Source organism: Streptomyces marincola (genome assembly GCF_020410765.1).
Classification (GTDB): Bacteria; Actinomycetota; Actinomycetes; order Streptomycetales; family Streptomycetaceae; genus Streptomyces; species Streptomyces marincola.
In genome coordinates this window covers 2059871-2078852 of the sequence record NZ_CP084541.1, presented here as the reverse complement: position 1 = coordinate 2078852, position 18982 = coordinate 2059871, and the positions used below count along the sequence as shown (strand labels likewise).

16 protein-coding genes are annotated in these 18982 nt (G+C 69.3%); 11 read left to right on the top strand and 5 right to left on the bottom strand.

What is annotated here, in order from left to right; genetic code table 11:
- Nucleotides 1-30 precede the first annotated feature (30 nt).
- Nucleotides 31-1626 carry a hypothetical protein gene (locus LC193_RS08655; protein ID WP_226073070.1) on the top strand — a complete coding sequence of 532 codons (1596 nt, stop codon included), beginning with the start codon at nucleotides 31-33 and terminating at the stop codon, nucleotides 1624-1626.
- A 183-nt stretch (nucleotides 1627-1809) separates the two neighbouring features.
- Nucleotides 1810-2103: a hypothetical protein gene (locus tag LC193_RS08650; RefSeq protein ID WP_226073068.1), complete on the top strand. Its 294-nt coding sequence runs from the start codon at nucleotides 1810-1812 to the stop codon at nucleotides 2101-2103.
- 1576 nt (nucleotides 2104-3679) lie between these two features.
- Here the strand turns inward: LC193_RS08650 and LC193_RS08635 are convergent.
- The 3 genes from LC193_RS08635 to LC193_RS08625 are packed head-to-tail and all read right to left on the bottom strand — an operon-like array spanning nucleotide 3680 to nucleotide 5960.
- Nucleotides 3680-4132, bottom strand: coding sequence for a gamma-glutamylcyclotransferase family protein (locus tag LC193_RS08635; protein WP_226073066.1), 453 nt, complete (start codon nucleotides 4130-4132; stop codon nucleotides 3680-3682).
- Between the two features lie 9 nt (nucleotides 4133-4141).
- Nucleotides 4142-4681 carry a GNAT family N-acetyltransferase gene (locus LC193_RS08630; RefSeq protein WP_226073064.1) on the bottom strand — a complete coding sequence of 180 codons (540 nt, stop codon included), beginning with the start codon at nucleotides 4679-4681 and terminating at the stop codon, nucleotides 4142-4144.
- Nucleotides 4656-5960, bottom strand: coding sequence for a hypothetical protein (locus tag LC193_RS08625; RefSeq protein WP_226073062.1), 1305 nt, complete (start codon nucleotides 5958-5960; stop codon nucleotides 4656-4658). The genes LC193_RS08630 and LC193_RS08625 overlap by 26 nt, the downstream gene beginning before the upstream one ends.
- 217 nt (nucleotides 5961-6177) lie before the next feature.
- Between LC193_RS08625 and LC193_RS08620 the strand changes: the two genes are divergently transcribed.
- The 7 genes from LC193_RS08620 (at nucleotide 6178) to LC193_RS08590 (ending at nucleotide 10459) form a co-directional block, all read left to right on the top strand.
- Nucleotides 6178-6699 carry a hypothetical protein gene (locus LC193_RS08620; protein WP_226073061.1) on the top strand — a complete coding sequence of 174 codons (522 nt, stop codon included), beginning with the start codon at nucleotides 6178-6180 and terminating at the stop codon, nucleotides 6697-6699.
- The gene (locus tag LC193_RS08615) at nucleotides 6696-6935 is read left to right on the top strand and encodes a hypothetical protein (RefSeq protein WP_226073059.1); all 240 of its coding nucleotides are present in this window, start codon (nucleotides 6696-6698) and stop codon (nucleotides 6933-6935) included. Before LC193_RS08620 ends, LC193_RS08615 begins: the two co-directional genes overlap by 4 nt.
- Nucleotides 6932-7183, top strand: a complete 252-nt coding sequence (locus tag LC193_RS08610) for a hypothetical protein (RefSeq protein ID WP_226073058.1) — start codon at nucleotides 6932-6934, stop codon at nucleotides 7181-7183. The genes LC193_RS08615 and LC193_RS08610 overlap by 4 nt, the downstream gene beginning before the upstream one ends.
- 10 nt (nucleotides 7184-7193) lie before the next feature.
- On the top strand, nucleotides 7194-7736 hold the full coding sequence (locus LC193_RS08605; protein WP_226073057.1) for an NUDIX domain-containing protein: 543 nt from the start codon (nucleotides 7194-7196) through the stop codon (nucleotides 7734-7736).
- A 43-nt stretch (nucleotides 7737-7779) separates the two neighbouring features.
- Nucleotides 7780-7995: a hypothetical protein gene (locus tag LC193_RS08600; RefSeq protein ID WP_226073056.1), complete on the top strand. Its 216-nt coding sequence runs from the start codon at nucleotides 7780-7782 to the stop codon at nucleotides 7993-7995.
- Between the two features lie 449 nt (nucleotides 7996-8444).
- Nucleotides 8445-10088 (top strand): hypothetical protein, encoded by a 1644-nt coding sequence (locus LC193_RS08595; RefSeq protein WP_226073055.1) that lies wholly within the window; start codon nucleotides 8445-8447, stop codon nucleotides 10086-10088.
- The gene (locus LC193_RS08590) at nucleotides 10085-10459 is read left to right on the top strand and encodes a hypothetical protein (protein WP_226073054.1); all 375 of its coding nucleotides are present in this window, start codon (nucleotides 10085-10087) and stop codon (nucleotides 10457-10459) included. The genes LC193_RS08595 and LC193_RS08590 overlap by 4 nt, the downstream gene beginning before the upstream one ends.
- 80 nt (nucleotides 10460-10539) lie before the next feature.
- Here LC193_RS08590 and LC193_RS08585 read toward each other — a convergent pair whose 3' ends face one another.
- On the bottom strand, nucleotides 10540-11034 hold the full coding sequence (locus tag LC193_RS08585; RefSeq protein WP_226073053.1) for a hypothetical protein: 495 nt from the start codon (nucleotides 11032-11034) through the stop codon (nucleotides 10540-10542).
- A gap of 1082 nt (nucleotides 11035-12116) precedes the next feature.
- Here LC193_RS08585 and LC193_RS29075 point away from each other — a divergent pair.
- Together LC193_RS29075 and LC193_RS08565 are read left to right on the top strand one after the other, a co-directional pair.
- Nucleotides 12117-15131, top strand: a complete 3015-nt coding sequence (locus LC193_RS29075) for a DNRLRE domain-containing protein (RefSeq protein WP_318842136.1) — start codon at nucleotides 12117-12119, stop codon at nucleotides 15129-15131.
- A 41-nt stretch (nucleotides 15132-15172) separates the two neighbouring features.
- Nucleotides 15173-15655: a hypothetical protein gene (locus tag LC193_RS08565; RefSeq protein ID WP_226073051.1), complete on the top strand. Its 483-nt coding sequence runs from the start codon at nucleotides 15173-15175 to the stop codon at nucleotides 15653-15655.
- 586 nt (nucleotides 15656-16241) lie between these two features.
- On the opposite strand, the gene alaS is transcribed toward LC193_RS08565, so the two are convergent.
- On the bottom strand, nucleotides 16242-18899 hold the full coding sequence (alaS, locus tag LC193_RS08560) for an alanine--tRNA ligase (protein ID WP_226073049.1): 2658 nt from the start codon (nucleotides 18897-18899) through the stop codon (nucleotides 16242-16244).
- Nucleotides 18900-18982: the final 83 nt, after the last annotated feature.

Here is an 18982-nt window from a genome sequence, read left to right as displayed (position 1 = left end):
ATCCCTCAGCCGGGACAGGTCCGCACGCTGTTGTTCGAGCTCCGGGAGTACTTCGACGCGCTCCGGGCCCACCCCGACAGGATCGCCGGAACGGCGGCGGGGAGCCTGGGGCCGGTCACGGTGATGGGCCGGGCGCTGGCCGACACCCGCGGGCACTTCTCGGCCGCGGCGCGTCACCTGGCCGAAGCCCAGCGGCAGTCGGTCGAGATCAGCGGTCCGGCCGGCGAACCGGGACGCCACCTGCACGCGGCCGGAGCACACCTCTCGGTATCCCGCGAGGTGCTCGACAGCCACCGGGGCCCCGACGGCGACCCGCTCACCCCCTACCTCTTCCTGCTCGCCACCGAACCGGCGCAGCTCTATGTCGTCTCCCGCGTCGTCGACTTGGCGTGGGAAACCGGACGCGTCGCCGGGCGGCTGGCCGAACGGACCGAGAATCCCGGCGTCGCCGCGGCCCTGTCCGCCGCCCAGCAGGAGCTGGACCGAGCCGTCGTCCTCGGCCGACGAGCCAGCAGCGGCATGCTGCCCGAGTTCGGGGAACTCCCCCTGAACCCGCCCCTCACGTCGCGAAGCGGGACCGCGCCGGACCTCCCCGGCGCGGTCGACCGGATCGCGGAGGACTGCGACCGGCTGGTGCGGGGCACCTTCCAGGCCGCTCGCGGCACGGGTCGGCCGATGAGCGGTACGGATCTGCGGGACATCGGGCGCAGTCTCGTCCTGTCGCATCTGCTCGCCGGACGAACGCTGCTGCACGTTGCCGCGAACCAGATCGGCCCTGACGGCGAGCACATGCGCCGCACCGCCGACGGTTTGCGTGAGGCGGCGCGGCACTGGCAGCGACTCGGCGCGTCGTTCACCTGCGTCGTCGACATCACCGACCCCCGCGACCACCCGACCCTGCCCCGGTGGGGCTACGCGGACGTGCGCGCCGGCCGGGTGAGCCCGATGCCCAGGACACAGCCCCACCCGGCCACCGCCATCGCCCACGCCATCAGCCTGCACATCGGCCATCTGCTGCACGGCGAGCAATGGCGTCCCGCCGCGCCCCGCCCACCACGGCCGGCGGCTGCCGTCGTCGCCGACTCCGGCGGACTCGGCCCGCTCCTGCGTGCCCTTCACCAACTGCCCAGTGTCGCGAGGCAGCTGGCCGAGGCCGGGCCCCACCTGCTCCGGCGCACCCAGCACAACCTCGTCACCGACTCCGCCGAGTACCGCGCACCGCAGCCGGAACGCCGTCTGCGCTGGTACTCCGTCTCCGCCCGCCAACTCGACGCCCTCAACGACGCCTACCACGCGATCGTCCCGGCCCAGGAGAAGGCGGCTGCCCTCCTCGCCGAAAGCGCCCGAACCGTCGGCGGCGACGTGCCTCGCGCCCGGCTCGACGCTGCCGCCCGCCGCCTGGTCCGGCCCGGACCACCCGACGCGAGCCCGCCCAAGGTCCCCGGCATCAACGCCCCCGCCGTGGCCAAGCCCGCCCGTTCCCGGGAGCCCCAGTACCGCCTGCCACACACCCGCCACGACATCGACGCACGCCTCCAGGCCGCCTACCAACCCCCCGGCCGGCCACCGATGCCGGCCCGGCCACAACGCCCCGGACCGCGCCCCGGACCCCCTCCGGCGATCTGAACCTTGCGGGAGGGCTGTGGGAAGATGCGGCCGTGATGTTGGCCAGAAGGGGCGATGCCGCGTAGGCCGCCCGGCGCTGTGCGCGCCGCTCGTCGTGCGAGCAGGAAGCGTGTCTCAAAGTTCGGTGCCGCCGTTGATGTCTCCACCGCTCGGCTCGAATCCCGCCAGTTGTGGCCGCCCTCCGTGCTGAGTGCGATCGAACGATACGAGGGTTTCCTGCGCCAGCCGGGAAGGCCGTTGTATCTGCCGTGGCCGGACTGCCCATGCTGTGATGTCGTCGACGCTCGCGACATTTTGCAGCTCGCGCTTGACCAGTTGCCGCCGCTGAGCAGGGCAGCCTTGCAGAAGCTCGTCAGCCGGCTCGATGCCGACCTCAGGCGGCGCAGTCTCCCCGATCCCGACGCCCTGCGGGACAACGAATGGCAGGCAGCGCACTGGTGGCGGCGACGTCTGCACGAGCCGTGGCCGGGCCGGTGATGGCACCTGACTGGGTTGCCCGCCCACCGCCGCAGACATGACCGCAGCGGCAGGGCAGTTCGTTCGACGGAGCGTGCGTATGGCGGGTCTCACGGCGTGGACTGCTGCTGGGGCGCGGCGCTGCGTGGGGCGGGTATGCCGAGGTCAACGACGGGCCGAACATCGGATCGTTGCGTTTGGTCGCTTTTGTGCGCTGATTAGCTACTTTCGCCGGGTTGAGGGGCTGTGAGGCCATTGATGTCGACTGCCCAGGCAGAGGCCTCCGCCTATGCTCAGCTCGTGCAGCCGCCTTGCGATAGAAGTGACCCGTTGATCATGGCATTCCCGGCCGAGCTCGCAGGCGATGCCGAGGCTGCCTTGTCGGTCATGCCTGCTTCTCACCTCCGGCCGGCAGCACCGTTCTCGGTTGTTGTAGAGGGCCAACAAGTCCTCATCCCCAGGCGTCTCTACAACGACGAGCCGCCAACTGACGCGGTGGCGCCGCTTTCGGCGCGTCAACGTCAGCTTCTGCACTGCCTGTACTCAAGGCACTCCGATGGGGTGGTCAGGCAGCGCCACTTGGAGAAGATCGTTGGTTCCACGGACCCATGGGTCGTCCCCTTTGTCGTGCAGCTGGTCGGCGAGTACGTCTTGGAGATCCTGGTCGTCATCTGCGATGAGCTCCGTCATCTCACAGCGTCCGGCACCTGCGGCCTCCGCGCTTACGGGCAGTTCATCGTGGACAACCCGGCCTACTTCGCACGCATTCAACGTCGGGTCGTGAGCTACTGGAGCTGCTACTACCGCGGCACCTACGCGAGTTTCCGGGGCTACCCGGGGCGCACTCTTCTTGACCTCCTACGGTCCGTTGCCTCCGGCAGCGCAGGGCATCCCTGGCCCAACCTCGCTCCAGCCGGCACCAGGAGGGGCGGCTACTGCTAGAAGCCGGCCGTCTGGACGACGGAGTTCTCGCCGTCAGGACTGAGCAGGCCGGAACCGCCTTCCGCCCACCGAGCGTCCAGACAGACCAGGCCGATCTCGTTGACCGATGGGTCGCATGCCGGACGGTGTCCCTATCGGCATGCACCAGCTGGGCAATCACCGGGTTCGGATTCTCGCCGGTCGAGGCCAACAGCATCGCGCACCGGAAGCGCACCGAGCCGGTGCTGCTCCGACGCGCGATCTGCTGCGGCTTTTGCCCTGCCTGGCCGGCCAGTTCACACGTGCAGGCTCAGCCACAGCACCCCCGCACTCGAATCGGGCGTCACCGCACATCCAACCGCCCCGACCACCCCGGCGGGCCGATGCGGTCAGAGTACTTGGAGCGCAGGAGCGCGAGTGAGTTCGAGGCCTTCACGCTTTGCGAACCGGCCTTCGGCCTCGGCCCGCTCACAGCGGGCGAGGAGGTCAGCTCGGAGTTCGTTGAGGCGAGCGAGCATCTCGGAGTTCACGTCGAGCATCGGGCAATGAGACGTGGCTGTCCCTGCGCCGCCCCGAACGACCCGGCTCGCAGGTTGTGAGGGGCGCTGTGTCTGCGGCGTCGCGTGCGTCGCTCCGGGGGGCCAGCGCCTTTTCGGGGGCGGGTTCGGTGGTGGGTTCAGTCGTTGCGCTGGAAGCGGCGGGTGTATGCGGTGGCGTGGTGTTGTTGGAATTCGGGGAGTGACCAGGTGCCGGGGAGGGTGGTGTCGGGGGATGTCCATGTGTAGGCGGCTGCGGTGAGGCCGTTGGTGAGGGTGATGGGGCGCAGGTCGTATGCCGGGTGTTCGAAGTCGTCGAGGGTTCGCCATTCGGGTGGGGTGAGGTTGGTGATGAGCAGGCCCGGGGCGGTGGTTGTGGGATCTGGTACGAGTCCGGGGTAGACGCGGTCGCGCAGGGGCGCGGCGCGCCAGCCGGGGGCGGTGGCTGGGGTTGTCGCCGGTATGCGGCCGAGGAGGCCGTGGAGGACGTCGGGGTGTTGGAGGGTGCCGTAGGCGAACAGGGTGGCCGGGGTGCCGGTGAGGCGGCCGTTGCGGGAGGGGGTGTGTATGGGGCCGGGGGTGGCGGGGTTCATGGTGTCGGCCTACTTGCTGAGGTACATGGCGTCGTAGAGCGGGGATGTCGGGTGGTGCCGGATGGGGCCCATGATCGTGTATCCCCATCGCTGGTAGGCGCTGTGGGCGGGCTCGTTGCCGGCGATGCAGGTGAGGGTGGTGTGGTGTTCGCGGCGGCTGTCGTTGATGGTGTGGTGCAGGAGTCGGCCGAGGCCGCGGTTGGTGTGGTCGGGCAGGACCATGAGTTCGCGGAGCCAGAAGATGTCCTGGTCGGCGGCCAGGAGTGCCGCGGGCCTGCGGTCGGCCAGGGAGGTCCACCAGGGGCGGTCGGTGGGGAGGGTGACGCCGTGGACGTACCCGACGAGGGTTCCGTCGTCCTGTCGGGCGGTGACGGCTTCGAACCCGGGCATGGCGCGGGCGTCGTGCAGGCGTTCGGCGTACGCGGTCGCGGAGAAGAACGGGTCTCCGCGGTAGGGCGGCACGCTGTAGACCCGGTTGTACACGTCGATCAGGTCATCGGCGACGGTTTCGGCCGAGACGCCGTCATACCGCTGGAGCCGCCAGCCCATCCGTACCGTCCTTCCGTACGTGCATGAAGTCAGTGATCTGCTCTAGCACATCGGGGACGCCTCGCACAGTGGCGTAGTGGGCCAGGCCGGTGCGGATGGCGATGAGTTGCCGCATGTTGCGGGTGGAGGTCATGCCCGCGCTGAAGAGGGTGAGGGCTCGGCGAGTGGCGTCCACGCTGTGGTCCACGTCGCGGGCGTGGAGTGCGGCGACGCCGAGCCGGCCCAGGCACATGCCCCGGTTGCGGTTGTGCGCGTCCAGTTGGTGTTCGGCGCTGGTGGCGAGGAGCCGCTGGGCGCGTGCGGGCTGGCCGAGATCGATACGGCACATGCCTTCCAGGCACAGCATCTCGGCTCGGTTGAGGAAACGTGTCCAGTCGGGGTCGTCGTCGCGGGTGCCTCGTTCCCAGTGCTTCCATGCGCGGCGCAGCGCGTCCTCGCAGGCGCGGGCGTCCCCTTCTCGTGCGTGCCCTTGTGCTTCGCGCACGGCCAGCAACGCGTGGACGCGCGGGGTGGCGTGCCAGGTGCGGGTCTGCTGCTGGCCCTGGCGGGCGAACCGCACGGCATCGCGGCCCCGGCCGAGATCGACGGCTTGACGGGCCATGACCGTCAGGGTGCGGATCGCGAGCGAGGTGTCCTCGATGAGCAGCGCGGTGTTCAGCCCTTCACTGAAGTAGGCGCGGGCCTCGGCCACTTCACCGGCGTCGTAGTTGAACCAGCCCAGGCTCACCGTCATGCTGCCGGCGATGCGGTGCAGCTCCCTGCCGGTGCGGGGGTCGTAGTCGCCCTGATCGATCATGTGCTGGAGCCACCGCAGGTGGCCGCGGGCGCTGTTGCGCAGTCGGTCGCCGCCGAACCGCTGGTCGATGGCGTCCAGGTCCTGTGCCGTGGCCCGCAGAATGTGCACCTCCTCGGCGCCCACCCGCATGGGCCCGGCGCCGGTGGGGATGCGCGACGGCCGGGCGATCCAGGACGGGGTGGGGACGTTCTCCTCGGGCGGCGTGTCGTGCGGGGGCGCGGCGGAACGGTAGACGAACCCGAGGTCGCCCAGGGAACGGCCGAAGAACCGCTGAAGGACCTCGCGCGCGTCGCGGCCCCGCGGCCACGGCGGGTCGGCCCCTTCCCACTTCCGGTACTGCCGCACGGTGACGGACCAGGTCCTCCTGATCACCCCGTCGACGTAGAGGCGGTCGGCGAACTCGCACAGGGCTTCCACGATCTCTTCCTGCGTACGGCCCTGGGCCTCACGCAGTTGCCTGAGCCGAACGTTGCTCGCGTTCATCCGGTACGTCCCTCCGTTCCGCCGCTTGCCTCAAAGTAAGGCGCCCGAGCGGTGCTCGACGGGCGATTCCCCGCACTCACCTGGTCGAGGAGCGCCCCGGCCGGTGGTTCCGGCTGAGGTTCCGGTCCGAGGTGCCCGTCGAAGTACCTGGTCACGGACGACCGGTCGGCATCACCGTAGGTGGCGCGTCCGTGACTGCCTGAGATGCGGAGACTCCATGGATTCCCTCGTGAGCGACGCCTACGCCCAGTGGCTCGGGGCGGCCTTGACCTCGCCGTTCGCCGTCTCATCGGCGCCGGTCCGCGTGCGGTGCGGAACGGTGTTCGACGCGGTGTCCTGCACGCGCGACCTCGCGGAGCGGGCGTTGCGTCTGCTGGAACTCCGTGAGGCGGTCCGCGGCCCCGCGGTGGTCTTCCCGCTCCTCGGCCGAGCCGCCGTACTGGTGCCCGCCGGGACCAAGGCTTCCTGGGAACGCCTGCTCGCCAACGCTGGCTGGCCCCCTCGCCACCTCCCGCCGGTGTGCCTCGGGGCGACCGACACGTTGCGCATGCCCGCCGTCGCGCGGGCACCGGCCCGTTCGGCCACGGGTGCGACGGTGCGGGCCGACACCTTCGTGGCCTGGCTGTGCGAGCCGCAGGTGCACGGGGCGCCGCCACCGCTGACCAGCGCCGTGGCCCTCGCCCGTTGCCTGACCGAGGCGCTGGCGACCCAGCACGCCCAGGAGAAGGAACCCCGGTGAACCGCGGCAAGCCGCTGGGGCTCGGACACGAGACGCACCCATTGATCGGACAGCTGGTCAGGGACACCAAGCACGGAACGTGCGGCATCCTGCAAGCCGTTACCGCGGAATGCCGCTACTCCAACGGCGGGGAGCACACGGTGCGCACCGCGTGGCTCAAGAGCCCGCCCGCCGCGACGGAGTGGGACACGCCGCTGGAGGCGATCCGGCCGGAGCCGGCGGAGGCTCCCGCGTGATCCCCACGACCCGCGGCCGGCACCTGCCCGCTGCGGACGGGACGTTCACCGGCGACGCCCTGGTCGCCGCGAACGGCATGGGGCCGGCCGAAGCGTCGCCCGACCCCACAGCTCCCGCTGCGCCGCCGGACACGGCCGCCACAAGGTTCCGCAGCCTCGCACATCCGTACCACCCGCTTCGGCCAGGCCAGGACGAAGCGGCCAACCAGGTGCGGCGGTCGTTCGACCGCCGACACATCGAGCACTGAAGGAGAACGCATGCAGACCGCACACTCCGCGGCTTCGCGTGTGACGAACGGCGGGTTCGCCCTGCTCCGGAATCCCGCGGGCGACATCCTCCTGATCGACCGCGCGGGCACGGTCGGCCCGCAGCGATGGCAGCTGCCCGGCGGCTGGCTGGCCGCGCGGACGCCTGCCCCCGTCGTCTGCCGACGCACGGTCGACGCGCAACTCGGCCTGACCATCACGCCGGAACGCGTGCTGGCCGTCCACCACCTCACCGACCGGACCGAAGGCGTCCTGCTCGCCCACGACTTCGACGGCGGAGTCGTGCAAGCGGACCAGTCCTTCGCTCTCGGCGCGGAAGTCGCCTCCTGCCGCTGGGTGCCGCGCGATGCGGTGCCGTACCTGGTGGACGCCCACCTGCTGTGGCGCGTGAGCAGCGCACTCGCCGTGCTCGACGGGAGCCGCGGCGGGGCGGCAGACCCTGCGGCTGCTCCCGGCGCGCCTTACCTGGTCGGCGCGGGTCCGATCGCCGTGTTGGCCGGCCGGGCCGCGGCGCCCGCCGCCGCAGCGGCGTAGGTCGGGCGGGTGCCGGATGCTCTGCCCCGACTGCTCAACTCCCATGGACCTGGCCCTGGACGGCGGCGCGGTCTGCCTGAACGGCTGCATGGCGTTCACCGGCGAGGAGGTCGCCGCCCTCGCGACGATCACCACGGCGTACGCGGCCCTGCACGAGGTGGCGTTGCTCCTGCGGCAGCACCCGGCGCTGCCCGAGCACGGACGGGTGATGGCCGCCGAACTGGCCGAGAGCACCCGGCGGGGAATGACCGGCCCGTGACGCGCGGCCAGGACGGGCGCACCGCCGGAGGAGCCGACTGGTCACCGGCCCTCCGCGCGCGCTTCTCACCCGCGGAGAACCACTCGATCGAACGAGCCGACCGTCCCGCGCGGGACCGGGCGGCGCGGTGGTGATCGCGGCCGTGACCGTCCTGCTGGCCATCGGTCTCGCGTTTCTCCGGCTCGCCCTCGGGCTGTGTGCCGCGGCCGGCCTCGTGCTCCTGGTCGCCGTGGCCGACCCGCGCCGAGAGCGCGGAACGGCCGTGCACACCGCCCGTTGCCCCCTTCGGCCCTCCCGTTGAAAAGGAAAGTCGCCATCCTGTACGTCCTCTTCCGGCTGCGCGGTGCCCCACATCGGCCCCGCTGCCACGCTCCCGCGGCACGCCTGTGCGCCCGGCCCGCCGGTCGCGGCCGTCGCGCCGCGGCCTCTCCGCGTGCGGAGGTGCCCCGGTGACGCCCGCTCACGCGCCGCGCCGCGTCGACACGGGCCTCGTCGCCGTCGAGATCGAGGCGCACACGGTCCAGGTCGGAGACCAGCTGATGATCGGCGGCCAGAACTTCGCCGTCACCGACATGGCCGCGTTTCCCGACGGCCGAGGCAAGCGGCTGACGTTCAGCTCGGGCGAGACCTTGGTGATGCGCCCGCACACCGTGCTGTGGGCCACGCGGACAGCGCGCCGTCGGCCCGATCCCGAACAGGCCATGAACACGAACCCGCCGCCGCGCGACCGGCCTCCCCGGCACGGGGCGTCCCGTTCGCCCGCCGCCCCATCCGCCCGACGCGCCAAGAGAACGGAGAAAACACCGGTGCCCACGTGCGACGACCTCGATTCGGCCTACGGTGCGCTGCCCGCGACGGCCGCACGCCTCTACCGTGCCCTGGGCCTGCACCCGAACCAGGAGTTCAGCGCCATGGCGGCCGTCGCCGCGGTGGCCGATACCCACGCCGCGGCGGCGGGCCTGGAAGCCCTGTCCGCCGTTGGCCTCATCACCGGCGCCGACGGCCGCCGACCGGCCGGTCCCCACGTCCGTTACCGGATGCCCCCAGAGGCGCACGCACACGCGACGGCGGCGGCCGAGGCGTACGGCACCGTCGAGGAGAACACGGCGGTGTCACACCGGATCTGCGAGTTCTACCTGCGCGGCGCCCAGCAGGCGGAACACCAGCTGGAGCCGTTCCGCGACTCGCTGTCCCGCGACCGATCCGGAGACGGGGAACCGCTGTGCGCCTCGCGTTCCGAGGCACTGGCGTGGCTCGACGCGGAGTACCCGACGATCGAAGCGCTGCTGCGGCACCCGTCCACACCGTCCGGGGCGTTGATCGCGTTGACGGACGCCCTGTGGCCGTACTGGGTGCTGCGGGGGGCGACGGAACGGGTCCGGCAGGCGCACGCCCGCGGCTTGGAGGCAGCCCGCGCGCTGGGGGACCGGCGGGCCATCGGGCGGATGCTGACCAGCGGCGGCCTGCTGGCGCGGGAGGTCGCTCCGCAGCAGTCGCACGACCTGCTGACCGAGGCGATCGAGCTGTACGAGGACGCCGGGGACGATGCGAGTGCCGCGCGCAGCCTGCACTACCTGGCCCACACGGAGCTGGCCCGCGGCGACCGGGACGGGGCCCGCCACCTGTGGCTGCGCGCGGTCGCGGAACTCCACCGCGTGGAGGAGCCGCGCACCGCCGCCCTGGCCCTGATCGAGATCGCCGCACTGGACGTCGCGGACCAGCGCGGTTCCAGCGCGGCGGCACTGGCGGCCTCGGCCGTCGGCATCCTGCGCCAGGTGCAGGACCCGCTCAACGCCGCCCGCGGCATGGTGGTGTGGGGCCGGGCCGAAGCGGCGCTGGAGCACACCGAACGCGCGCTGTCCCTGCTGAGGCCGGCCATCGCGGCACTGGGACAGCTCGGCGCCGACACGCACGCCATCGAGGCGCTGGCGGTCCTCGGCGGGGTCCACGAACAACGGTACGAGCACGGGCACGCGCTGGCCGCCTACCAGGAGGCACTGGGGTATCGGGCCGCCGCGCAGCTGGCGGAGGGCCTGGCCGGACGGCTGCGGGCCGATGTCGCCCGGCTGACGCCGCCGGGAGCGGCGACGTGACCCGGCAGCGCGCACGCTCCACCAACCGCTCGACCGCCGGCCGTTCCGCCGCCGCGCCTCCGCCGTCCTTCGACCCGGGCGGCATTCGGGAGACGCTCGCCCTGGCGCGGCGCCTGGCCGACGTGGAGCGTATCGACCTGCGGCTGCGTCACGTCCTCGGCGTTCTCGTGCGGCACGCCCGGCACCAGCGGGAGGCCCACGCGGAGCACAGTGCTGAACGGCACGGCTGGGACCGGCACCTCGACGTCGCGACCAGGATTCTGGCCCGCGAGCAGGGCGATCGGCTGCGGCGCATCCGGGCATTGGCCACCATCACGGAGCAGCTGCTCGACAAGCTCGTCACCTCGGACGACGGCCGGTCGCCCTGGTGAGGCGGACCCGGCCGGCGGCCGGGAGCGGGAGACGCGACCGCTGCTTGTCGGACCGCGCGGCGAACGGCGGCTGGCCCTGCTCAGGGGCGGGTGGCGATGATCGCTTCGGTGCGGATGGTCTCGTCGAAGCGTCCTTGCGGGTTGAAGTCGAGCAGGGCGGTGCGCAGGTCGCGCTCGAAAGCGGCTTTGGAGTCGCCGAGTTGGGCGGGGCTGGAGTAGGAGAGGCTGAAGACGTAGCCGATCACGTCGTCGGTCGTGCGGGTCAGGGCGCGGTCCCAGTGCGTGGTTTCGACGCGGGAGAACGGGGAGCGGGCCAGGACGTCCTGGTGGCGTTCGGTGGGGTGGGCGTAGGTGCCTGAGCCGGCCCGGCGTTCGGCGCCGAGGTAACGCGTGCGGACCTCGGCGACGACGTCGAGCCAGGGGGCGGGCTCGACATCGCCGGGGGCTCCGCCGGAGGCGAGGACGACCGCGCCTTCGGGGGCGATGATCCGGTCGAGATCACGCAGCACGTGGTGGCGGTCCATCCAGTGGAAGGCGGCGCCCATCACGGTCAGCAGCACGGTGCCGATGTCCATCCCGGGGAGGGTGGTGGAGTCGCCACTGGCTCCTGGCGCGGGTGGCGACGACGTCAACGGCAGCGGCGATGCGAGAGGTGCGGACGCCTCGTCGGCCGATTCGGTGATCAGGTGGAGCGCCTCCGGCTCCGCATACTGAGCGCCGCAGCCCAGCTCCGTAACCACCAGCCGCCAACGCCACCTGCGCTTCCCCGCCCACTGGCCTTGGACCAGCCTGATCACCAAAGCCACCGAACGCCTCGGGTTACTCCCAAACCCCCGCTGACCTGCACGAACGAGCCCGCTCAAACCCCGAGCGCAGTGAAACCCCGGCGCCGACCCGGCACGACAGCCGGGCCCCACCCCTGCCCGAACACCCAATACCACCCCAGACGCAGACCAGAAAGGCCCCGCCAACAAGCTGACGGGGCCACACGAAACATCGAGGCTAAACCCAACGCACGGTGACAGCCTGCCGCTCAGACTCCCGTTTCGGTCTCGTGGCAACGCTTCGGAGCTGGAGACGCGGGCACTTGCGGCCTTCGCAAATCAGCGCCGTGATCGAAAAGCACAGGACCCTATCGTGCCGGTTATCAATAGGACCTGACGGTACTCAGTGGGTGGCGCTACGGCGAGACCGCCCGGCGTGATCTTCCCCACGTTCCAACCTTGCAATCGCGCGGCTTTTGCCTGTTTTCTGTTCTGTTGCGGCCTCTTTGATGCTGATAGACAACAGAGCGACCCAGGCGGCGACGCGGTGGCGAGATGTCGCACACCGGAGATGAGTAGACAGAGAGGACCTCAAGGTGCTGCATCAGAACAGGTGGAGACGAAGAAGCAGGCGGTCAAGCATGGCGCTAGGGGCAGCGTTAGTTTTCGTGGTGCAAGCCGCCACCAGCGCTGCGGCCGTGCCACACTCCCCAGTAGGAAGAGGGCCAGCCGAGGTCAACAGTCCAGCAAGTACCCAACCGCCTTCTGATGCGGGAGAAGTCCCGGCAGCGCGTTTCGAGGCGCGCCGTACCGGGGAGCGAGTCGAGCTTGTCTCCGAGCGGTCGGAAACATCCCTCACTTTCGTCAATCCGGATGGCAGCTTCACTACCGAGATGACCGCAGGGCCAGAGCGGTTCATGCGCGAGGGTGAATGGCATACGGTGGACTTAACCCTCGTGGAGCGGGACGGACAAGTGGTTGCGAAGAGCCATCCACAGGCTCTTGAACTGAACAGCGGTGGCGGCGCAATTCCGCAATCCCTGACTGCAGCGGCCAGGTCAGAGGCTCGTGATCTTGTGACCCTCGGTATGGGTAGTGAACGGGTCACGCTGCGCTGGAAAGGTGGTCTCCCCGCGCCGGAGTTGCAAGGCTCCAGGGCGCGCTACAAGAATGCTGTGCCGGGGGCCGACGTGATTGTAGAGGCCACCCGCATGGGCTTCGAGCAGTTCGTCGAGATTCATCAGCCCCCGCGAACGGAGAGCTACTCGTATACGCTTCCACTTGAAGCAGAAGGCCTGCGCGCAGTGGAGCAGGCAGACGGGTCTGTCCTCTTCACCGACTCTACCGGGGAAGAACGGGCGGTGATGCCCGCGCCTGTCATGTGGGATGCGACAGTTGACCCAGTGTCCGGTGAACACACCCGGCGTGTCTCGGTAGACATGGAGGTCATCGATCACGGCGAGGGGATCGTAGACCTAGTCGTCACTCCGGATGCGGACTTCCTGACCGACCCCACAACGGAGTACCCGGTCACGGTCGACCCTTCCACATCGGTGCTGGCCAACACCTTCGACACCTATGTGCAGCAGGGGGAGTCGGTAGACTGGTCGACCGACACCGAGCTGGATATCGGAAATCCCGGAACCACCAACGCCGATGGTACGCCTCGCACTGCGCGCTCATTCATTCACTGGGACACAACTCCGATCCAGGATGCATTGATCCTAGAGGCCGAACTGGAGTTGTGGAATTTCCATTCAGGCAATACTGACTGTAGGCCCTACGGGTGGGGCGTATGGGCAACCGGACCTGCTTCGACGGCTTCCCGGTGGAGTAACCAGCCCGTATGGCACCAACAGTTCCACTCCTCCACTCAAACCGCAGGTAACCCCGGTTGTGGGGCGGATGGGTGGATATCGGCTAATGTCACCGAGCTGACACAAACATGGGCTTCGGCGAATGTCAACCTGGGCTACATGGGTCTGCGTGCCACCAGCGACGCCCCAGGAGCATGGAAGCGCGTCAACTCAGCGAACAGCGCAAGCAACCAGCCGAAACTGACCGTCACTTACAATCACCGGCCTGAGACAGGCGTTACTCAGGAGGCTGGCCCCCCGTTCCTGACGACTGACGGTGTGTGGCACGCTACAACCACGACTCCTGTGCTCAGGGCCACCTTCAATGATGCCAACGGCGACATGGTCAATGGCACCTTCGAGATTCGCGACGCCGACAACGGAGCGAAGATCGGGGACTACCTGGTCTCCGCATGGACGCCCTCCGGCGTACCCGCTCAGGTGACGGTCCCTAGAGGATGGCTGGAGAGTGGTAAACGTTACGAATTCCGTACTTCCCCCTACGACGGAACTCACTACAATACTGGCTGGTCGGCCTGGACCCCTTTCGCTATCGACGGTGAGTCCACGGTGAGTCTGACCCGTTTCACGGGAAGCGCACCTGGCGACTTGGCCTTACGGCTCTCTCGGGACTATTGGAAGGATAACTCGGCGGTCAGCGGTAATGCAGCCGAAGCAGTGGTCCTGGCCCCAACTGGAAACTTCCAGTTTGGAGCTGCGGCGATTCCGCTGGCTAAAGAGAAGACAGGGCCGCTGCTTTTTAGCGGCACCACGTCGCTTGCCGCTGGAGTGCGCACGGAAATCGAAAGAGTGCTTCCCGCCGGCAAGACAGTCTACCTGGTCGGCAGTGCCTTCAGCGCTACGGTCGAAGCTAGCTTACGCGAGTTGGGCTACGAGGTAGTGCGCTATGCTGGGGCTGATCCGCAGGAAACTTCACTGATCATCGCTCGCGACGGGATCGTCGAGCCCGATCACGTCGTAATCGCTTCTGTGAATGAGTGGGAAGACGCAGTCAGTGCAGCGAGTGCCGTAGCGGCCGCAGATGGGGCCATTCTCCTCAGTAGTGACTCCGCACTGTCCACGCCCGCGAGGGCTTGGCTGGACAATTTGCCTGCTGCGGTGTCTAAGACGACTGTTGGGGCTGCGGCTCGCGACGCCTACTCCAGTACTGCCGGATACGTGGTCGGCCGAGATCATGCTGAGACCAGCGCATTTGCGGCAGACAGATTCATCTCGCACCCTGAGCGCGTTGGCATTGTCCCCGACGGTGGCTACGCCAACGCACTAGGCGCGGGGGCCTATGCTGCGACCATGAGGATGCCACTGCTGCTCAATCCGCCAACGACTTTGGGGCAGAGCACCGTTTGGTTCGTCGAGGAGCACAGTTCAACCTTGGACGGCGTAGCCGTTTTCGGTGACTCAAGCGCGATCGTCGACGGCGTGGCCGAGGCGGCCCGGGACGCCGCAGTCGAAAAGTTCGTGAGTGGTGAGATCGTCCCGCCAGGTGAGGAATCTGTCAGTCTCGACGAGACCAGGCATCTGACAATCGAGCCGGACTGGGTGCGTGACACCGGCGGGTCGATCGAGAGTCTCGCCTACGACGGCTACATGAACGAGGCAGAGTTCAGCTTCTGCAAGTGGCCCAGCAGGTACCGAATTTGCTCGATTGCCAAAAGTGAAGCCGATCTGGCGGGAGATCTGGCCCTTCGAGAGGCGCAAGAGAATGGCTTCTGGCCTGGTAGCCGATCCAACGGAGGCAGAGTAGACGCCTACAGGCACTGTATTTGGAACGCCCTGATGGCATACGAGATGGGCTCCAAGACTGCCAAGGGCTTCGGCGACCGGCACGAGCTAGGGTCCAAGCCGGATCACATGAGTGAGGCAGAAGCTGAGCTGCATCACAGAATGGACTACCACAACAATGCATGGGGGCGATACTTCGGGCAGTACGGCAAGGATGTGGACATGACCCGCGCCCAAGCCGAGTCAGTCCTCCCTGGGTGGTGCCTGCAAAGTGTCAGCGACTTCACGCTGATTCGCTTGTGGTACTGACCCGGATTTTGTACCTTCCTGGTGGCTGTTAGCTTATAGGCGTGGGCAGTCTTGTGCTGCCCACGCCTTTTCTTTGGAAAGACGGTTCAGATCCCATGCATCGTTTCGCGGCGCCGGTGGCCATACTTATTCTCCTCTATCAGGCGCTGCTCATCGGTTTCTTCTGCTTCGTGCTGCTTCCCGGCCATATCCGGGCTTTCTCTTTCGAAGATCCCACTGTGGACGTAGATGCCAGTATTCTGCGAGTCCAAATTTTCGGGGCAATCTACACAACGGCCAGCATATGGATGTGTTGGCCTCTGGTCAGGTCTTTCCGCCCTGGGCGGCTCACGGCCAGGTCGATCGGCGTATGCATGCTGCTGGAAGGGCTGCTGCTGGCGGCTTCCCTCTTCCGTGGCAACAGCTTCGCCGCCGTCGGCACAGCGACAGCTTTGCTTCTCATCGCGCTGTGCTACCCCAATGCCAGGCGCCGAGGCGTCTCCCGCGAAGACGCGGCTCGCGGTGAGTGGTCTGTCTCGCGCTGACCGGGCTGCCGGCGTTGAGGGAACACCGTCAGGAGTCGTGGGCGCGGCGGCCACGGCGCCCACGGAAGCGTGAACGCCACCGTCTGCCGGACCTCGTCCGGTTTCGTGCCCGCACGCGCGATCTTGACGACGACCGGGTCGGTGGCCAGGCGGAAGACGGCGTTGGTCTGCCCGCGCATCAGCGTGGCGCCGCGCGCGTCAAGTCCCGCCTGAGCGCAGGCGCTTCGCAGGAGGTGAAGCGCCCGCGGAAGGGTGTGGCCGCCGTGGATGGGGTCAGTTATGCGGATAGCGTGGACGAACGCGGACGGTGCTGTCATCCGTCGGCGACCGGCAGGGCCAGGATGTCGGCGAGCTCGCGGGCCGGCCGGGCCGCACGCATGCGTTCGGGCACGGCCTGCGAGAACGCCTGGTCGGCCACCTGACAGGTTTCCGCCAGGTGCCGCTCGTGGATCAGGCAGAGCGCCTCTTCGAGCCGGAGCAGCGTGGGGTTGACGCCACCGGGACGGGCGCCGTTGAGCGTGTGCGCTTGGTGCGGGGCCAGCGGGTCCGCCCAGCGGGGGGCTGGGCGGCCCGCAGCGCCTTGCCGCTATCGGTCGCCGAGGAGCGCGGCGGCGTCGTCGGCCGCGGTGGCGAGAGCCTGGTCGAGGTTTTCGGGGCGGCGTCCGCCCGCGCTGGCGAGGGCTCCGGTGCCGCCGCCTCCACCGCCGACCGTCTTCGCGGCGCGGTTGACGACCTGCGCGGCCTGGACGCCGCGGCCGAGCAGGTCCGGTGAGACGGCCGCGACGAGCAGGGCCTTGCCGGAGTGCTCAAGGGCCAGGACCACGACCGCGGGGCCGGTGGGCAGGTGGGCCAGGGTGTCGGAGGCCAGCTGTCGCAGCTCGTCGGGCGTGATGCCGGTGACCTTCCGCGCGACGAGCTGACCGCCGTCGGCCGGATGGGCCGTGCCGGCGAGTCGCGCGGCTTGGGAGCGCAGTTCAGCGGCCCGCAGCTGTCCCAGCTCCGCCTGGGCGGCAGCGAGGGCGTCGAGCCGCTTGCGCAGGGCGCCGGGGGCGTCGGCGGGGCGGGTGCCGAGGAGACCGGTGAGTTCGTTCAGCAGCCGCCGTTCGGTGTCGAGGTGGGTCAGGGTGCTGTGGCCGGTAAGGGCTTCGACGCGGCGGAGGTTGGAGCCGATCGAAGACTCGGACAGCATGCGGAAGGCACCGACCTGGGAGCCGTGGGCCACGTGGGTGCCGCCGCAGAGCTCGCGGGAGAAGTCGCCGATGTCGACGATACGGACGGTGTCGCCGTACTTCTCTCCGAACAGCGCGATGGCGCCCGCGGCTTCGGCCTCGGCGCGGTCGGCGTGCCAGGCCCGCACTTCCGGGTCGTCCAGGACGTGACCGTTGACGGCCGCCTCGATCCGGGAGAGCTGGTCGGGGGTGAGGGCGGCGAAGTGCGCGAAGTCGAAACGGAGCCGGTCGGGCTCGACGAGGGAGCCCTGCTGACGGGCGTGATCGCCGAGGGCGGCCATGACGACGGCGTGCAGGATGTGGGTGGCCGAGTGCGAGCGCATCAGGCCGGCCCGGCGCTCGGCATCCACGGCGGCTTCGCCACTGGCCCCGGCGATCAGTTCCCCTTCGGTCACGCGCGCGGTGTGGACGCGGAAGCCTTCCAGGCCGTAGCGGGTGTCGGTGATCCGCAGGCGGGTGCCGTCGTTCATGGTCAGGGTGCCGGTGTCGCCGATCTGTCCGCCGGCCTCGGCGTAGAACGGCGACCGGTCGAGCACCAGCTCGACCTCGCTGCCCTCGCCGGCGCCGGTGACGACGGTGCCGCCGGAGATGAGGCCGGTGACGGTGGCCTCGGCGGTCAGGTGCTCGTAGCCGATGAACTCGGTCCTGGGCAGGCGGGCGGCCAGCTCGCGGTAGGTGCCCAGCTGACGCAGGGCCTCGGCGGTCTTGGCCTTGCCGCCGGCCTTCGCGCGCTTCTTCTGCTCGTCCAGCAGGGCGGCGAAGCGTTCCTCGTCAACGGTCAGCCCAACGTCGCGGGCGGCCTCGACGGTCAGTTCCAGGGGGAAGCCGTAGGTGTCGGCGAGTTCGAAGGCGGTCTCGCCGGGCAGGGCGGCCGAGCCACCGTGCCGGGTGCGGGTGATCGCGGCGTCCAGCAGCCGGGTGCCCTGGGCGAGGGTGCGGGTGAAGGACTCCTCTTCTGCGGTGACGACCTGCTCGATCAGCGTGGCCTGGGCGGTCAGCTCCGGCCAGACGTCCCCGAGGTTGCCGATCACCGAGGCGGTCGTGGAGGGCAGGACGGGCCCGTCGATGCCGAGCAGGCGGGCGTGGCGGATCGCCCGGCGCATCAGGCGCCGCAGGATGTAGCCGCGGCCGTCCTTCGCCGGAAGGACGCCGTCGGCGATCAGGAAGGCGATGGAACGGGCGTGCTCGGTGACGACCTGGAAGGACACCTTCTCCTCGCCCTCGTCCGGGCAGGCCCGTCCGGCGAGGTCCTGGACGGTGCGGAAGGTCGGCATCAGCAGGTCGGTGGTGCAGACGTTCCGCGCCTCCTGGAGGATCGCGGCGAGCCGGTCCAGGCCGAGGCCGGTGTCGACGCCCTTGCGGGCGAGCTCGCCCAGGACGGGGAAGCCGCCCTTCTTGTCGCCCTCGCCGCGCTGGAACTGCATGAAGACCAGGTTCCAGATTTCGACGTAGCGTTCGCCGTCGACGGCGGGTCCGCCCTCCTTGCCGAAGGCGGGACCACGGTCGTAGTTGACCTCCGAGCAGGGCCCGCAGGGTCCGGGAACGCCCATGGACCAGTAGTTGTCCTCCATCCCCAGGCGCTGAATCCGGGAGGCGGCGACGCCGATGCGGCGCCAGGTGCGCTCGGCCTCGTCGTCGTCCTCGAAGACGGTGATCCAGAGCTTGTCCTTCTCCAGCCCGTAGCCCTCGGTCAGCAGTTCCCAGGCGAGGGCGCAGGCGTCTTCCTTGAAATAGTCGCCGAAGGAGAAGTTGCCCATCATTTCGAAGAACGTCGCGTGCCGGTTGGTGCGGCCGACGTTGTCGATGTCGGAAGTGCGGGCGCACTTCTGGATGCTGGTGGCGCGAGGGAACGGCGGGGTCGTCTCGCCCAGGAAGTAGGGCTTGAACTGGTTCATCCCCGCGTTGGCCAGCAGCAGGGTCGGGTCGTCCGGGACCAGTGGGCTGGAGGGCACCAGCTGGTGGCCGCGGGAGGTGAAGAAGTCGGTGAAGGTGGTGCGGATCTGCGTCGAGCGCATGGCGGCATGGCCTCACGAGAAGAGTCGCGGAAGGTGGGGGGAGATCACACGCCGAGCCGGGCCGAGGACAAAGACCGAGTGGT

What these genes read in the sequence shown, in the direction of transcription:
- LC193_RS08635 (WP_226073066.1), bottom strand. Translation starts at nt 4,132, where the DNA reads ATGAACCCCGCCACCCCCGGCCCCATACACACCCCCTCCCGCAACGGC.
- LC193_RS08630 (WP_226073064.1), bottom strand. Translation starts at nt 4,681, where the DNA reads ATGGGCTGGCGGCTCCAGCGGTATGACGGCGTCTCGGCCGAAACCGTC.
- LC193_RS08625 (WP_226073062.1), bottom strand. Translation starts at nt 5,960, where the DNA reads ATGAACGCGAGCAACGTTCGGCTCAGGCAACTGCGTGAGGCCCAGGGC.
- LC193_RS08620 (WP_226073061.1), top strand. Translation starts at nt 6,178, where the DNA reads ATGGATTCCCTCGTGAGCGACGCCTACGCCCAGTGGCTCGGGGCGGCC.
- LC193_RS08605 (WP_226073057.1), top strand. Translation starts at nt 7,194, where the DNA reads ATGCAGACCGCACACTCCGCGGCTTCGCGTGTGACGAACGGCGGGTTC.
- LC193_RS08600 (WP_226073056.1), top strand. Translation starts at nt 7,780, where the DNA reads ATGGACCTGGCCCTGGACGGCGGCGCGGTCTGCCTGAACGGCTGCATG.
- LC193_RS08585 (WP_226073053.1), bottom strand. Translation starts at nt 11,034, where the DNA reads ATGGACATCGGCACCGTGCTGCTGACCGTGATGGGCGCCGCCTTCCAC.
- LC193_RS29075 (WP_318842136.1), top strand. Translation starts at nt 12,117, where the DNA reads ATGACCGCAGGGCCAGAGCGGTTCATGCGCGAGGGTGAATGGCATACG.
- alaS (WP_226073049.1), bottom strand. Translation starts at nt 18,899, where the DNA reads ATGCGCTCGACGCAGATCCGCACCACCTTCACCGACTTCTTCACCTCC.